15 protein-coding genes and 1 pseudogene are annotated in these 15,293 nt (G+C 73.2%); 9 read left to right on the plus strand and 7 right to left on the minus strand.

Annotation, left to right across the window (positions count from 1 at the left end; translation table 11 throughout):
* Positions 1-41: 41 nt before the first annotated feature.
* Positions 42-1,022, minus strand: a complete 981-nt coding sequence (ligD, locus tag ABZ016_RS39530; RefSeq protein WP_356921627.1) for a non-homologous end-joining DNA ligase — start codon at positions 1,020-1,022, stop codon at positions 42-44.
* Positions 1,023-1,154: 132 nt separating this feature from the next.
* On the opposite strand from ligD (ABZ016_RS39530), the pseudogene ABZ016_RS39535 reads away from it, so the two are divergent.
* From ABZ016_RS39535 to ABZ016_RS39550, 4 genes and pseudogenes are all read left to right on the plus strand, one after another.
* Positions 1,155-1,894 (plus strand): annotated as a pseudogene (locus ABZ016_RS39535) (response regulator transcription factor).
* Positions 1,895-2,025: 131 nt separating this feature from the next.
* The gene (locus ABZ016_RS39540) at positions 2,026-3,258 is read left to right on the plus strand and encodes a cytochrome P450 (protein WP_356921593.1); all 1,233 of its coding nucleotides are present in this window, start codon (positions 2,026-2,028) and stop codon (positions 3,256-3,258) included.
* Positions 3,259-3,281: 23 nt separating this feature from the next.
* A complete protein-coding gene (locus tag ABZ016_RS39545) occupies positions 3,282-3,476 on the plus strand; it encodes a ferredoxin (protein WP_356921594.1) in 195 nt (64 codons plus the stop codon).
* A gap of 48 nt (positions 3,477-3,524) precedes the next feature.
* Positions 3,525-4,046 (plus strand): MarR family transcriptional regulator, encoded by a 522-nt coding sequence (locus ABZ016_RS39550; protein WP_356921595.1) that lies wholly within the window; start codon positions 3,525-3,527, stop codon positions 4,044-4,046.
* Between the two features lie 40 nt (positions 4,047-4,086).
* Here ABZ016_RS39550 and ABZ016_RS39555 read toward each other — a convergent pair whose 3' ends face one another.
* A complete protein-coding gene (locus ABZ016_RS39555; protein WP_356921628.1) occupies positions 4,087-5,244 on the minus strand; it encodes an MFS transporter in 1,158 nt (385 codons plus the stop codon).
* A gap of 90 nt (positions 5,245-5,334) precedes the next feature.
* Here ABZ016_RS39555 and ABZ016_RS39560 point away from each other — a divergent pair, with 90 nt between their 5' ends.
* From ABZ016_RS39560 to ABZ016_RS39575, 4 genes are all read left to right on the plus strand, one after another.
* Positions 5,335-6,081 carry a helix-turn-helix transcriptional regulator gene (locus ABZ016_RS39560; protein WP_356921596.1) on the plus strand — a complete coding sequence of 249 codons (747 nt, stop codon included), beginning with the start codon at positions 5,335-5,337 and terminating at the stop codon, positions 6,079-6,081.
* Positions 6,082-6,156: 75 nt separating this feature from the next.
* Entirely contained in the window at positions 6,157-6,537 is a 381-nt protein-coding gene (locus tag ABZ016_RS39565) for a DoxX family protein (RefSeq protein ID WP_356921597.1), read from the plus strand.
* Complete coding sequence (locus tag ABZ016_RS39570) at positions 6,534-7,001, plus strand: peroxiredoxin (protein WP_356921598.1); 468 nt, start codon at positions 6,534-6,536, stop codon at positions 6,999-7,001. The genes ABZ016_RS39565 and ABZ016_RS39570 overlap by 4 nt, the downstream gene beginning before the upstream one ends.
* A gap of 60 nt (positions 7,002-7,061) precedes the next feature.
* Complete coding sequence (locus tag ABZ016_RS39575) at positions 7,062-9,404, plus strand: SpoIIE family protein phosphatase (protein ID WP_356921599.1); 2,343 nt, start codon at positions 7,062-7,064, stop codon at positions 9,402-9,404.
* A gap of 9 nt (positions 9,405-9,413) precedes the next feature.
* On the opposite strand, the gene ligD (ABZ016_RS39580) is transcribed toward ABZ016_RS39575, so the two are convergent.
* From ligD (ABZ016_RS39580) to ABZ016_RS39590, 3 genes are read right to left on the minus strand one after another with little or no spacing between them, the layout of a single operon-like run.
* Positions 9,414-10,445 (minus strand): non-homologous end-joining DNA ligase, encoded by a 1,032-nt coding sequence (gene ligD / locus ABZ016_RS39580; protein WP_356921600.1) that lies wholly within the window; start codon positions 10,443-10,445, stop codon positions 9,414-9,416.
* A 6-nt stretch (positions 10,446-10,451) separates the two neighbouring features.
* Entirely contained in the window at positions 10,452-11,060 is a 609-nt protein-coding gene (locus ABZ016_RS39585; protein ID WP_356921601.1) for a DNA polymerase ligase N-terminal domain-containing protein, read from the minus strand.
* 38 nt (positions 11,061-11,098) lie between these two features.
* The gene (locus ABZ016_RS39590) at positions 11,099-11,929 is read right to left on the minus strand and encodes an aldo/keto reductase (protein WP_356921602.1); all 831 of its coding nucleotides are present in this window, start codon (positions 11,927-11,929) and stop codon (positions 11,099-11,101) included.
* Between the two features lie 109 nt (positions 11,930-12,038).
* Between ABZ016_RS39590 and ABZ016_RS39595 the strand changes: the two genes are divergently transcribed.
* Positions 12,039-13,103 (plus strand): LacI family DNA-binding transcriptional regulator, encoded by a 1,065-nt coding sequence (locus tag ABZ016_RS39595; RefSeq protein WP_356921629.1) that lies wholly within the window; start codon positions 12,039-12,041, stop codon positions 13,101-13,103.
* On the opposite strand, the gene ABZ016_RS39600 is transcribed toward ABZ016_RS39595, so the two are convergent.
* Both ABZ016_RS39600 and ABZ016_RS39605 read right to left on the minus strand, forming a co-directional pair.
* Positions 13,066-14,442: a glycoside hydrolase family 32 protein gene (locus tag ABZ016_RS39600; protein ID WP_356921603.1), complete on the minus strand. Its 1,377-nt coding sequence runs from the start codon at positions 14,440-14,442 to the stop codon at positions 13,066-13,068. The genes ABZ016_RS39595 and ABZ016_RS39600 overlap by 38 nt on opposite strands.
* The gene (locus tag ABZ016_RS39605; protein ID WP_356921604.1) at positions 14,439-15,293 is read right to left on the minus strand and encodes a carbohydrate ABC transporter permease; all 855 of its coding nucleotides are present in this window, start codon (positions 15,291-15,293) and stop codon (positions 14,439-14,441) included. Before ABZ016_RS39605 ends, ABZ016_RS39600 begins: the two co-directional genes overlap by 4 nt.

The raw sequence follows: 15,293 nt of genomic DNA on the forward strand, positions 1-15,293 counted from the left end.
GAAGTGAAGCACAGCCCAACAGTCGGGTTCCTGGTGCCGTTTCAGACCAGGTCGTCCGGGATGTCGGCCGCCGCTTCCTCCGGCGCGAGATCCGGCCGCAGTCGCAGCCAGGACGGCTGCCGCAAGCGCCCGTCCCGGGTGCGGGTGCTGTAGCGGACCTCGCCGACCAGCCGAGGGACGACCCAGTGCGCGCCCGGAGCGCGCGGGGCGGGGTCGAAGGGGCAGACGTCGGTGGCGGCGGCCCGCAGCAGCCCGGCGAGCTCCGCCCGTTCGGCCTCGCTCCAGCCGGTGCCCACGCTCCCGACGTAGCGCAGCCGCCCCGCGGCACGCTGCCCGACGAGCACCGCCCCGGGCAGGCCGGTCAGCCGGCCCTTGCCGGGCTGCCAGCCGCCGACCAGGACGTCCTCGGTGCGCATGTTGCGGATCTTGATCCAGGCCCGGGAGCGCATCCCCGGCTCGTACACCGAATCCAGCCGCTTGCAGACCAGGCCCTCCAGGCCGTGCTCGCGCGTGGCGGCCAGGGCCTCGGCGCCGTGGCCGACGAGTGCGGCCGGTGTCGACCAGGAGGGTCCGGCCAGGCCGAGGTCCTCCAGGGCCGAGCGGCGTCGTGCGTAGGGGAGCCGGATCAGTGAGCGGCCCGCCAGGTGCATCACGTCGAACAGAACGAGGTGCACCGGGACCTCCGCCGCCCGCCGGGCCGCCCTGGCCGGCGCGTGGGCCAGACCCATGCGGGACTGGAGCAGCTGGAAGCTCGCCCGGCCCTCGTCGTCCAGGGCCAGGATCTCCCCGTCCAGCACGGCCGGCACGGCGCCGAGGGCGGCGCCCAGCGGCAGCAGTTCGGGGTACGCGCCCGTGATCTCCTCCCCGGAGCGGGCGCGCAGCAGCACGCTGCCGTCCCCGGGGAGGTAGACCACCGCGCGCTGGCCGTCCTGCTTGGTCTCGTAGGCCCACCGCGCGTCCTGCGCGGCGGGCGGCAGCGTGCCGGGCGTGGCGAGCATGGGCGGGATCAGCGGCAGGTCCACGGGTGAGGTGTGGACCTGCCGGGGTGCGGTCACGCGCGTTTTGCGCGTCTTTCGCCTGAACGGCGTCGACGCCCGGGAATCCGGGGAGCAGGCATTGCTTGAGTTAGGCAAGTAGAGCGGTAGGGTGGGCGTATGGCTACCTCGTCGCCGTACGGCACCCTCCGTGAGACGTCGACGCTCGCGCGCGGGGACGGGCAGCATGTGCTGGTCGTCGCGCGGGAGCCGGAGCTCGCGGAACTGCTGTCCACCACCCTGGAGTTGGCGGGATACCGGATCAGTCTGGCCGACTCCGGGGCAGAGGCGCTGGCGCAGGTCGAACGGCAGCGGTTCGACCTCGTCGTCCTCGACGCAGGGCTGCCCGACATGGCGGATCTGGGCCGACGGCGCCCGGCCATGCTCGCCCACCGTCCGCCGACCCTCCTGCTGACGGTGTGCGACTCCCTCCCCGGCCTGCTGCCCGAACTGGGCCCGGGGGAGACGGACTACGTCACCAAGCCCTTCCGTGTGGCCGAAGTCCTGGCCCGTATCAACGTCTTACTGCGTGCCTCGGTCCCCGACCCGGGTCGCGCCGAGCAACTGGGCTACGGCGATCTGATCCTGGACGACGCCCGGTGCCGGGCGCGCCGCGGGGCGCGCACACTCGACCTGACCCCAGCGGAGTACCGCCTCCTGCGCCACCTCCTGGTCAACGCGCACCGGGGCTCTCCAAGGAGCAGATCGGCAGAGTCGTCTGGGGCGACCCGCGCGGCGGCAACGCGATCGAGCAGCTCGTCTCCCGGTTGCGCCGCAAGGTCGACCAACAGGCATCGGCGCTGATCCACACCCGCCGCGGCTTCGGCTACTGGCTCGGGCACGCCGATCTCGAACCCTGACGCACTGTGAGCCGGGTCACGTCAGCCGTCTGTCAGGAAACTGACGGGATGGCGTCAGCCCCCTCTGTTTGCATGTGCTTCCCCGAGGCCTCGACGACGCACTCCGTCCCCCCCCACGACCGAGGAGAAGCATGGCCGACACCCTCGCCGGCAGCGTCCCCGACACGGCCGCACCGGCCCCCGAGTACCCCATGGCCCGGGCGGCGGGCTGCCCGTTCGACCCGCCCCCGGACCTGACGGCCCGGCGGGACGAGGGCCGGCTCGTCAGGGTCCGTCTCTGGGACGGCAGCACGCCCTGGCTCGTGACCCGGTACGACGACCAGCGCGCACTGCTCCTCGACCCACGGGTGAGCGCGGACATCACCCGGCCCGGATACCCGCTCCAGGCCGCCGTCGGCGGCGGTGGGAGCAACGCCGGCTTCATCCTCATGGACGACCCGGAGCACGCCCGGCTGCGCCGGATGGTGACGGCGCCGTTCGCGATCAAACGCGTGGAGGCGATGCGGCCCGGCGTGCAGAAGATCGTGGACGACCTCATCGACGACATGCTCGCCGGGCCGAAACCGGTGGACCTGGTGGAGGCGTTCGCGCTGCCGGTGCCGTCGCTGGTGATCTGCCAGATGCTCGGAGTGCCCTACGCGAACCACGACTTCTTCCAGGAGAACAGCCGGATCCTCATCAAGCGCGACGCGCCCATGGAGGACCGGACGGCCGCCCACGGACGGCTCATCGCCTACCTCGACGAGCTGATGGGCGAGAAGATGGCCCACCCGGCGGACGATCTGCTCTCCGGGCTCGTCGAGCGGGTCAGGGCCGGGGAGCTGACCCGGCAGGAGTCGGCCCGCATGGGCGTCCTGCTGCTCATCGCCGGGCACGAGACCACCGCCAACATGATCGCGCTCGGCACCGTCGCCCTGCTCGAACACCCCGAGCAGCTCGCGCTGCTGCGCGGCACCGACGACCCGAAGCTGATCGCCTCGGCGGTCGAGGAACTGCTGCGCTACCTGACCATCGTGCACAACGGGCGCCGCCGGGCGGTGCTGGAGGACATCGAGATCGGCGGGCAGATCGTCCGGGCCGGCGAGGGCCTGGTCCTGCCCAACGACCTCGGCAACCGCGACCCCGACGCCTTCGCCGACCCGGACCGGCTGGACCTGCGGCGCGACGCCCGCCGGCACATCGCGTTCGGCTTCGGCGTGCACCAGTGCCTCGGTCAGCCGCTGGCCCGCATGGAACTCCAGGTGGTCTACAGCACCCTCTACCGCCGTATCCCGACGCTGAAGCTCGCCGCCGCGGTGGAGGAGCTGCCGTTCAAGCACGACGGATCCGTCTACGGCGTCTACGAACTGCCCGTCACCTGGTGACGCGGGAACCGGAGGAGACAAGCATGCGTGTGGAACTGGACGAGCCGAAATGCGTAGCCTCGGGGCAGTGCGTGATGGCCGCTCCCGAGATCTTCGACCAGCGGGAGGAGGACGGCGTGGCCTTCGTGCTGGACGAGAGGCCCGCCGCCGAGTCCCTGGACGTCGTGCGCGAGGCCGTGGCGATCTGCCCGGCCGCCGCGATCCGGCTGGTGGAGTGAACCACTCAATTTACTTGAGTTACGCAACGAGATGGTAAAGTGGCGTTCATGTCCACACCACCGCTCCCCGACGTCCCCACCCAGGAAGTCATCGAGATCGAGCGTGCGCTCACCCGCATCACCTACCTGAGCACGCGCGCCCGCCAGCACGACCGGCTGATGGCCCTGGCGGGCGTGCCGCTCGATCGTGCCGCCGTCGCGCTGCTGCGGCAGGTCGCCGATTCCGAGCCGCTGCGCCCCGGGGAGCTCGCCGCCCGGCTGGGTGTGGAGGCCTCGCACGTCACCCGCACGGTGCAGCAGCTGCAGCGGTCCGGCTACGTCACCCGCGTTCCCGACCCCGACGACCGCCGCGCCCAGCGCATCGAGCTCACCGACGCCGGCCGGCAGGCCATCACCAAGATCCGCGAGGTGGGGGTCCGCGGCATGCAGATGGCCCTGTCCGACTGGTCGCCCGAGGAACTCCGGCAGCTGGCCACCCTGTTCCACCGCATGGTCGACGACTTCCTCGCCCATGCCGGCGAGCCCGAGCCGCAGGCCGTGCCCCAGTCCGCCCCGGCGGGCAGCGCCTGATCCCCGGGCCCACGCCGTTCGCACGGGCCTGATCGCCGGCTCACCGTCCGGCCGCATCGCGCGGCTCCACCCGCTCCGCGACCCCGGGGTCCGGCGACACGGGCTCGCGCAGCCGGCACAGCAGCAGCCGGCCCAGCGCGGGCAGGGCGATCAGCGGCATCAGCGCCACCTGCAGAGACGTCGCGTCGGCCAGCGCCCCGAGCGCCGGCGCGGCGAGACCACCGACGCTCACGGTCAGCCCGAGCGTGACACCGCTCGCGGTGCCCACCCGCCGTGGCAGAAAGTCCTGACCCAGGGTGATGTGCAACGAGAACGGCACATACAGGCCCGCCGAGACCAGCGCCACGAACAGGTACACCGCCGGCCCCGGCACCAGCACCAGACCGGCCACGGCCAGGGTCGTCAGGGCGTACGAGCGGCGCACCACCGCGAGGCGCCCGTACCGCTCGGCCAGCCGCCCCCCGGCCAGCGTGCCCACCGCGCCACCGGCGTAGAGCACGAACAGCGCCGCCGTGCCGGCCGCCTCCCCGCCGCCGGTCCGCTCCCGCACATACAGCGAAACGAACGCGCTCAGGCCGACGAACACCACCGAGCGGCAGACCACCGCGCCGGACAGCCGCAGGAACGACCGCCAGTCGTCGCGTCCCACGGCGGCCGGCGGACCGGCGCTCCCGGCGCCGGAGCCGGCCGAGCGCACCGCCGCCGCACACAGCGCCGCCCCCGCCACGGCCGGAACGGCCAGCAACGGAGTGGCGCTCAGTCCGCCCACCGCCACCACCGCGAAGACCAGCAGGGGCGCCAGCGCGAAACCGGCGTTGCCACCGAACGAGAACCAGCCCATCGCCGTATGGCGGCCCCGCGCGACGGCTCGCGCCACCCGGGCGGCCTCCGGGTGGTAGGCGGCGACCCCGACCCCGGACACCGCGACCACCGCCAGGGTCAACGCGTAGGAGCCGGTCAGTCCGCTCAGAGCGACACCGGCCCCGGCCGTCAGCGCACTGAGCGGCAGCAGCCACGGCATCGCCCACCGGTCGGTGAGCACCCCGAACAGCGGCTGCACCAGCGACGACAGCAGGGAAGCGGCCAGAACGACGCCCGAGGCGGCGGCGTAGGAGTACGCCCGCTCGGCGACGAAGTACGGCACCAGGGCGGCCACCGCTCCCTGGTACACGTCCACGCAGGCGTGCCCCAGGGACATCAGGACGACGGGCCGGCTGTGTCTCGAATCGGTCACCCGGCGATCGTCGTCCGCCGCACACCTGGCCCGCTTCCGATAATCTGCCGAACCGTGCCGAACATCCGCCACACACCCACGGCACCCACCCGTGCCCAGCGGCTGACCGCCGGCGACCGTATCGACGCGCACCGGCACGACGACCACCAGATCGTCTACGCGGGTTCGGGTGTCGTCGCCGTCACCACCGACGCCGGCACCTGGTTCGCGCCCGGCACCCGCGCCATCTGGGTGCCCGCGGGCACCGTGCACGCCCACCGCGCCCACGGCCGGCTCGACCTCCACCTGGTCGGCCTGCCCGTCGACGACAACCCCCTCGGCCTGGACCACCCGGCCGTCCTCGCCGTCGGCCCGCTGCTGCGCGAGCTGATCCTCGCCTACACCCGCGACCCCGCGGACGACAGCCCGGAGCGCCACCGGCTGCGCGCCGTGCTGCGCGATCAGCTCCGCATCTCGCCCCAGCAGCCGCTGCGCCTGCCCGCGCCCGCCGACCCGCGCCTGGCCGCCGTCTGCGCACTCGTGCACGCCGACCCCGCCGACACGCGCACCCTCGCCGCCCTCGGCGCCGCGACCGGGGTGGGGGAGCGCACGCTCAGCCGGCTCTTCCGCCGCGAGTTCGGCATGACGTTCCCGCAGTGGCGGACCCAGTCGCGGCTCTACCACGCCCTGCGGATGCTGGCCGACGGCCTGCCCGTCACGACCGTCGCCCACCGCTGCGGCTGGTCCTCCGCCAGCGCCTTCATCGATGTCTTCCGCCGCTCGTTCGGCTACACACCGGGCACCCACAACCGCCGCGCCTGACCCGCCGGAACCCCCGGAGCATCCGCTCGATTACCTTCCAGTAATATCGCGCGGCAGGCCATCAGAGGAGGAACCGTGCCCCGGTCCGAACGCTCGCCCCTGCTGCTCGCCGGCCTGCTGGCCACCGCGGGGGTCGCCCACTTCGCCGCCCCACGCCAGTTCGACGCGACGATCCCGCGCAGCCTGCCCGGCACGCCCAGGACCTGGACCTACGTCAGCGGTGCCGCCGAGCTCGCGATGGCCGCGGGTCTGGCACTGCCGCGCACCCGCAGGACTGCCGCGCTGGCCGCGGCGGCGTTCTTCGTCGGGGTGTTCCCCGCCCACGTGAAAATGGCGGCCGACTGGCGCCACCGCCCCACGCCGCAGAAGGCCGCGGCCTTCTGCCGCCTTCCGCTCCAGGTGCCGCTCGTGCTCTGGGCCCGCGGCGTCGCACGGAACGCGGAGGGCCGGTCGTGAGCGCACGCGTGGAGCCCGGGGACAAGGTCGAGGACTTCGCCTTGCCCGACGAGACCGGCACTGTCCGCAGTCTGTCCGGGCTGCTCGCCGAAGGGCCGGTGGTGCTCTTCTTCTACCCGGCCGCCCTCACCCCCGGCTGCACCGCACAGGTCTGCCACTTCCGCGACCTCGCCACCGAGTTCGCGGCCGTCGGCGCACGGCCCGTCGGCATCAGCGGGGACACCGTCGAGCGGCAGCAGGAGTTCACGGGACAACACGCCCTCGGCATGCCCCTGCTGTCCGACACCGACGGCACGGTCCGTGAGCGCTTCGGCGTGAAACGCGGCTTCTCCCTGGCACCCACCAAGCGCACCACGTTCGTCATCGGGCAGGACCACACCGTCCTCGACGTCGTCCGCAGCGAACTGCGCATGAACGCGCACGCCGACCGGGCGCTCGCCGCGCTGCGCGCCCGCCGCAGCTGACGCCGTCACCAATGCTGCGGCGCGGTTGATAGCGGACGGCAAAGGGATAATCCTGGACGAATGGAGGACGCCTCCGCTGCTGCGATCATCGACGCCCGCGGCATCGTGACGGGGTGGAGCGAGGGTGCCCGGCGGCTGACCGGCTACCCGGCCGAGGTGGCCGTGGGCCGGCCCGTACGGGAACTGCTCGCCGAGGACGTGCCGCCCGAGGCGCTGTCCGCGCGGTCGGGCACCGTCATGGTGCGTCACCACGACGGCTACCTGGTCGGGCTGCGCGTCAGAGCCTGCGCCGTGGCCGGCCAGGACGGGGGAGCGGGCGGCTACGTGGTCACCGCCGAGCTGCCCGGCAGCGCCGAGACGTCCCTGGCCGGGCAGGCCTTCCAGCAGGCGGCCATGTCGATGTCCGTGTTCGACGTCGACCAGCGCTACATGCGGGTCAACGAGGCGGCCTGCCATGTCATGGGCGTTCCCGAGGAAGCCCTGCTCGGGCGGCACTTCCCGGAGACCGTCGAGGAAGCCGAGCACAGCCTCGGCTTCAACTGGCATCTGCGCCACGTCATCGAGACGGGCCGCCCGCTTCGCTACGAGAGCTACACCGGCGCCCCCGCCCTGAACCGGGAGCACGCGTGGGTCACCGAGATGTGGCCGGTCCGCGATCCCTCCGGACGCCTCCTGGGCACCGCGCTGGCCGCGTTCGACAGCACCGAGCAGTACTGGGCACGCCAGCGGCTGGCCCTGCTCAACGAGGCCGCGGCCACCATCGGCACCACCCTGGACGTGGTACGCACCGCGGAAGAGCTGATCGAGATCGTGGTGCCCCGGTTCGCCGACTTCGCCAGTGTGGACCTGTTCGACTGGGTCCTCGGCGCGGAGGAGTCGCCGGCCGTGCCCGCCGCGGAGATCGCCCTGCGCCGGGTCGCCCACGGCTCGGTCAGCGAGGGCACTCCCGAAGCGGCCGTGCACCTGGGAGAAGTGGACGTCTACCCCGCCCTCTCACCCATCGCCCGGGCGATGCGGGAGGGCCGCGCGATCATCAGCCAGGCGGGAGAGCCGTCGTTCATGCGCTGGGTCGCCGAGCGCAACACGCGCGCCCCGCAGGGCCGCCCCTACCGCGAGGGCGTCCATTCGATGATGGCCGTGCCGCTGCGGGCCCGCGGCACCATCCTCGGCGTCGCCGTGGCCGTGCGCATCCGCCAGGCGGACGACTACGGCGACGACGACGCCGTCCTCGCGACGGAACTCGCCAGCAGGGCCGCGGTCTGCGTCGACAACGCCCGCCGCTTCGCCCGCGAACGGACCACCGCGCTCGCCCTCCAGCACAGCCTGCTGCCCAGAGGGCTGCCCGGCCAGGCCGCCGTCGAGGTCGCCCACCGCTATCTGCCCTCCGGCTCGGCGGCCGGCATCGGCGGCGACTGGTTCGACGTGATCCCCCTGTCCGGCAGCCGGGTCGCCCTCGTCGTCGGGGACGTCGTGGGCCACGGCATCCCCTCCTCGGCGACCATGGGCCGGCTGGTCACCGCCGTACGCACCCTGGCCGACGTGGACCTGCCGCCGGACGAACTCCTCACCCACCTCGACGACCTGGTCACCCATCTCGCGTCGGACGACACGGGCGACGAGGTCGCGGAACTCGGCGCCACCTGCCTCTACGCCGTCTACGACCCCGTCACCCGCCGCCTGAACCTGGCCGCCGCCGGGCACCCCGCCCCCGCCCTGGTGCTGCCCGACGGATCCACCCGGCTGATCCCCATGACCGCGGGGCCCCCGCTGGGCGTCGGAGGGCTGCCGTTCGAGGCGACGGAGCTCCAGCTGCCCGAGGGCTCCGTCGTCGCCCTCTACACCGACGGACTCGTCGAGGACCGCGACCGCGACATCGACCACGCCACCGACGAGCTGTGCCGCGCCCTCACCGTGCCCGCCGACTCGCTCGACGCCCTGTGCGACACCGTGCTGAAGGCCGTCCTGCCCGAGGAGCCCAGCGACGACGTGGCCCTGCTGCTGGCCCGCACCCGGGCGCTGGGCTCGTCCCACGTCGCCACCTGGGACGTGTCACCCGACCCCGCGCAGGTGGCCGCCACCCGGCAGGCCGCCACCGAACAGCTCACCGCGTGGGGACTGGACGAGACCGCCTTCGTCACCGAACTCGTCGTCAGCGAACTGGTCACCAACGCCATCCGGTACGGCGCCGCGCCCATCCAGCTCCGCCTGATCCGGGACCAGACCCTCATCTGTGAGGTCTCCGACGGCAGTTCGACCTCCCCGCACCTGCGCCGGGCACACCAGGACGACGAGGGCGGCCGCGGCCTGCTGCTCGTCGCCCAGCTCACCCAGCGCTGGGGCAGCAGGCAGACCACCCGGGGCAAGACGATCTGGTGCGAGCAGCCGCTCACGCCGCTGTTCTGACCGGACCACTCATGACACCGCGCGCCCGGCCGGGCGTTCCCGCACCACGTCCCGCGGCTTCTTGTCGTCCCGCAGTCCCAGGTACCGCGGATGACGCAGCATGCCGTCCCGGGTCCACTCCGTGAACGCGATCTGCGCCACCAGTTCCGGCCGCACCCACCTCGCGCCCGCCTCCCGCACCGGCCCGACGAACGGCGAGGCGGACTCCCGTGCCCCGTCCAGCCGCTCGCGCAGGTCCAGCAGCGTACGGCGGTCGAAGCCCGTGCCGACCTTGCCCGCGTACCGCAGCCGTTCCCCCTCGTAGTAGCCGAGGAGCAGCGCGCCGAGGCCCACGCGGCTCCCGGCCGGTTCGGTGAAGCCGCCGACGACGAACTCCTGCCCCTGAGAACACTTCAGCTTCAGCCAGTCCGCCGACCGGCGCGGCTCGTAGACACCGTCGGCCCGCTTGGCGATCAAGCCTTCCCAGCCACGGGCACAGACGTCCGCCAGCAGCTCGGCACCGCCCGTGTTGCGATGCGGTGTCAGCCGCAGCGGGGACCGGTACGCCAGCGCCCGGCGCAGCAGCGACTTCCGGGCCCGCAGCGGCAGCCGCCGGGTGTCGGCCCCGTCCAGCCGCAGCAGGTCGAACACGTAGTACGTCACGGCCACCCCGCTGGCCGCCACGTCCTGACGGCGGGTCAGCCCCATACGCTGCTGGAGCCGGGCGAAGTCGGTGCGCCCGCCCGTGAAGGCGACGATCTCACCGTCCAGGACGAAATCCTCGCAGGACTGGGCCGCGAGCGCGTCCACGATCTCCGGGTAGGTGTCGTTCAGTCGCCGGCCCGACCGGGACAGCAGCGTCACCCGCCCGCCCTCCCGGACCGCCAGCACCCGGATGCCGTCCAGCTTCCGCTCGAACACCCACTCCTCGCCGGGGTCCGAGAAGTCCCGCCGGTCGCTGAGCGTGGCGAGCATCGGGCGGGCCGCCAGTTCCGCCCCCGGGCGGGCCCGGTTCGCGAGCCGCCGCTGCCCGCTGGGGAGCGTCTCCAGAAGCCCGGCCACGGCAGCTCACTCCCCGGCCGCGTCCGAGGCCACCTGGGCGAGGGTGCGGCCGGACCGGGCGGACCGCGCCCGGCGGGGGTCGGGGGCGCCGTGCGTACCGGCCCGGCCCCCGGCACGCTTCACCAGCAGCCAGGCCTCCTCGCCGTCGTCACCGCTGCGGAACCGGGTCAGGGCGTACTCGCCGTGCAGTTTGGACCCGCTCAGCCGGAACGTGGCGTGTCCGCGTTCCAGCGACTCGGCGAAGTCCACGGGCCGTCCCTTGCGGTCGTGGCTGAGCGGCACGTACGTGCCGTGGTCCCAGACGATCACCGTGCCGCCGCCGTACTCACCGCGCGGGATCACGCCCTCGAACTCCTCGTACTCCAGCGGATGATCCTCCGTGGGCACGGCCAGCCGCTTGTCCTTCGGGTCGGCGGAAGGCCCCTTGGGGACGGACCAGGACTTCAGGACGTCGTCCACCTGCAACCGGAAGTCGAAGTGCATCGTGCTCGCGTCGTGGATCTGCACCACGAACCGGGGCCGGTCCCCGGCGGGCCGCCCGCTGCCCCGGGGCTCGCCGGTCCGGTCGAAGTCACGCTTGCCGCGGTAGTCCCGCAGCCGGTCCCGCTCAGCCACGTGCGGCTCCTTCCTGCCGTGCGGGCCCCGGGTACCCGTCAGAACTCCTCGTGCACCTCCGGGTCCCCGCCGACCCGCCGGTGTGCGCGGTCGGCGACGGCCCGCATCTCGTCGGCGTCCAGTTCGAAGCCGAAGACGTCGAGGTTCGCGCGCTGCCGCTCGGGGCTCGCCGACTTCGGGATGGGCACCACGCCCAGTTGCGTGTGCCAGCGCAGGACGACCTGCCCGGGCGTCACTCCGTGCGCCTCGGCGATCCGCGTCACCGCGGGGTCGCCCAGCAGCGGGGTGCCCCGCCCCAGCGGGCTCCAGCTCTCGGTGAGGACGCCCTTGGCCGCGTGGAAGGCGCGCAGCTCGTCCTGCGGCAGGTACGGGTGCAGCTCGATCTGGTTGACCGAGGGCAGCACGCCGGTCTCCTTCTCCAGCCGCTCGATGTGCGCGGGCGTGAAGTTCGAGACGCCGATCGACCGGACGAGCCCGTCCTCGCGCAGCTTGATCATGGCCTTCCAGGAGCCGACGTACCGGTCCAGACGCGGCAGCGGCCAGTGGATCAGGTACAGGTCGACGTACTCGAGTCCCAGGCGGGCCCGGGACGCCTCGAACGAGGCGAGGGTCTCCTCGTAGCCGTGGTGCCGGCCAGGGAGCTTCGTCGTCACGACGATCTCCTCCCGTGGCACGCCGACGGAGGCCACGCCACGTCCGACCCCCGTCTCGTTGCGGTAGTTCGTCGCCGTGTCGACGAGGCGGTAGCCCGTCCCCAGGGCCGAGCGCACCGCCTGTTCCGCCTGTTCGTCGTCGAGCGGCCAGGTGCCCAGGCCGAGGGCGGGGATCGTCGTACCGTCGTTGAGCGTGTGGGTCGGGATGCTGATCACTGTCGGACCTTCCCGTCGACTGGGTGTGCGGCTGTGTCGTCCCTCCAGCGTCACGGATAGGGTGAGCAATGATCAACCGGACGGGGTGGGGGTGAGGACGGCGGACGGCATGGGCAGCGCCGAGGAGAAGCGGGCGACGGGAACGGGACGTCCCACCTCGCGGGACGTCGCCCGGCTCGCCGGCGTGTCGCACACCGCGGTGTCCTTCGTGTTCAACGGCCGGGCCCAGGGCAACCTCTCGCCCGCCACCCAGGAGCGCATCCGGGAGGCCGCCGCCCGGCTCGGCTACCGGCCCGACCCCGTCGCCCGCGGCCTGCGCCGCAGCCGTACGGCGGTGATCGGCCTGGTCACCGACGAGATCGCCTCCTCGCCCTTCGCCGGGAGGCTGCTGCGCGGCGCCATGGACACCGCCTGGGCCGGGGAGCACCTGGTCCTCACCGTCGACTCCGGCGGCGACCCGGCCAAGGAGGACGCGGCGGTCGCAGAGCTCCTCGACCGGCGGGTCGACGGCATCATCTACGCGGCCATGTCGCTGCGCCGCGTCCGGGTCCCCGAGGGCCTGCACCGCACCCACTCCGTGCTGGCCAACTGCCTGCCGGCGGACGACTCGCTGCCCGCCGTCATCCCCGCCGAGCGCGCCGGCGGCCGTACGGCGGCCCGGCTGCTGCTGGAGCAGGGGCACCGGAGGGTCGCGCTCGTCGGCGGGCAGGACGACATCGCGTCGGTGGAGCGGTTGCGCGGCTTCCGGGACGCGCTGCGCGCCGAAGGCATCACCGTGCCCAAGGACTGGGTCGTCCGGACCGGAGGGGAGATCTCCGGCGGCTACGAGGGCGCCACCCGGCTCCTCGAGGGAGTTCCGGCCGACCGCCGGCCCACCGGCGTCTTCTGCTACAACGACCGGGTCGCGGCGGGCGCCCTGTACGCCGCGACCCGGCTCGGGGTCGCCGTACCCGGCGAGCTGTCGGTGGTGGGCTACGACGACCAGGAGCACATGGCCGCGCATCTCGCGCCGCCCCTCACCACGGTCGCGCTGCCCCATCGGGCGATGGGCGAGACCGCCGCACGGCTGCTCCTCGACTCCATCGCCACCGGACGGACACCGCCCGCCACCGTGCGCCGCCTGGCCTGCCCGGTGATCAGCCGTGAGTCGGTGGGACCAGCTCCCATCCGGTGACGGCCGCGCCGGATGTCACCGTCAGCTCCCTGATGTCGTCGGCCCGCTGGTAGATCCGCTCGGTGATGGTGGCCCGGTCGCCGAAGAACAGCTCGTACAGCGAGCCGTCGGCGAGGACGCGCACCGTGAGCTCCTCGTCCGGTGCCACATGGACGAGAACCGGAGCCCCGGGCTCCTGACGGGGCCAGCCGTCACGGTGCAGGGTCAGCGTGCCCTCGTCCGGATCCAGGCGGACCGTGAGTTCGGCGCCCGAGGCCGACCGCAGCAGCGTCACCGTGGTGCGCCCGCGGGCGCTGACGGTCAGGTCGTAGGCCGCCGGAAGCGGGACCCGGCCCGGCGCGGTGACGAACGGCTCCGCGGCGCGCAGCCGGTGCAGCTCCGGCGCCGGGGCCACCCGCAGCGCCCCGTCCGGGTGGACGTCGACGACACGGGGTGCGGTCAGCACACCGGCCCAGTCGGCCCCGCCCTGCTCGCGGGCCTCCCACGACCAGCCCCACATCAGGGCCCGGTCGGGCTCCTGGAGCACGGCGGGCGCGTAGAAGTCGCGGCCGTGGTCCAGCAGTCCGCCCGCCCGGGCGGCGAAGCGCAGGTCCGCGTCCAGACGCCCCGTCAGGTAGCCGGTGGTCCAGGGGTGGCCGTCCCACAGGGACACGGCCAGCACCCACTCGCCGTCCTGTGTCGCGTAGAGCTGCGGGCACTCCCAGCCGGTCGCCCGGTCGCCGAACGCCGCCGCGGCGGCCGGGTCCCGGCCGTCCAGGAGGACTCCGGCGAACCGCCAGCCGGTCAGGTCCTCGCAGTCGTACAGCAGGACCGACGGTGTCCCGTCGGCGTGCCCCGCGCCCACCAGTGCCCAGCGCCTGCCGTCGTGCCGGAAGACGAACGGGTCGCGGAACATCACCACGCCCAGCCCCTCCGGCGGGGCCTTCACCACCGGAGTCGGGAGGGGAGTCCACTCGGTCAGCGCGGGGTCGTCCGGGTCGGCCGCCCGGGCCAGGCAGATCGTGCCGAGCCCCTCGTGGTCACGGTCGACCCCGGTGTAGACGGCCGTGGGCACGCCCCCGTCGTCGACCAGGCAGCCCGACCAGCAGCCCGCCTCGTCCGGGCCGCCCGGTGTCGGGGTGAGCGCGATGGGGTGGTGCTCCCAGTGGGCGAGGTCGGGGCTGGAGGCGTGACCCCAGTGGACGTTCGCGTGCACCGGGGCGTCGGGGTTGTGCTGGTAGAAGAGGTGGTAGCGGCCACGCCAGCGGAACGGGCCGTTGGGGTCGTTCATCCAGTTGGCGGGCGGGCGGACCCGGAAGCGCGGGGCGTGCGGGTCCTGCGGGGGAGCGGCGAGGCTCAACGGTTGACTCCTGCGGACGTGATGCCCTCTCGCAGAGGGCGCTGGCCGACGACGAACACGGCGACGGCGGGGATCATGGAGAGGACGACACCGGCGAGCACCACCGATATGGAGCCGGTGCCGAGGTTGCCCTGAAGGGAGACAAGGCCCAGCGGCAACGTGTAGTTCTGGCCCGACGTCTCGAGGATCAGCGGCCGGAAGAACTCGTTCCAGTGGTAGTTGAAGGCCAGGACACCGACGATCGCGAGGCCCGGCGCCGCAAGCGGGGCGTACACCGACCGGAAGGTGCGCCAGGGCCCGGCACCGTCCAGCATCGCCGCCTCGCCCAGGTCCTTGGGCATGCCCAGGAAGTACTGCCGCATCAGGAAGGTGCCGAACGCGGTCGGGAAGGCGGGGATGATCAGCCCGAGCAGCGTGTCGGTCAGGCTCATCGACTTCAGGACGAGGAACACCGGCACGATGGTGACCTGCAGCGGCACCATCATGGTCGCGAGGACCAGCCCGAAGAGCGGCTTCTTGAAGCGGAACTCCAGACGGGCGAAGGCGTAGCCGGCCAGGCCCGCGGTGATCATCTGGCCGACCGCGATCAGTCCGGTGACCAGCGTGGAGTTCAGGGCGAGCAGCCAGACGTCGATCTGGTCGAACACTCCTCGGTACGCCTCGGTGGAAGGGTTCGACGGGACGATCTGCGGCGGCAGGTCGAACGCCTCGGCGGGCGTGCGCAACGAGGTGGAGACCGTCCACACCACCGGGCCGAGGGTGAGCAGGGCGCACACGGCCAGTCCGGCGATCCGTGCCCACGGCGCCAGCCCGTGGCGTGCCCGGCTGAGGGACAGGGTTGCTTGGCTCAA

This window comes from Streptomyces sp. NPDC006372 (assembly GCF_040612515.1).
Classification (GTDB): domain Bacteria; phylum Actinomycetota; class Actinomycetes; order Streptomycetales; family Streptomycetaceae; genus Streptomyces.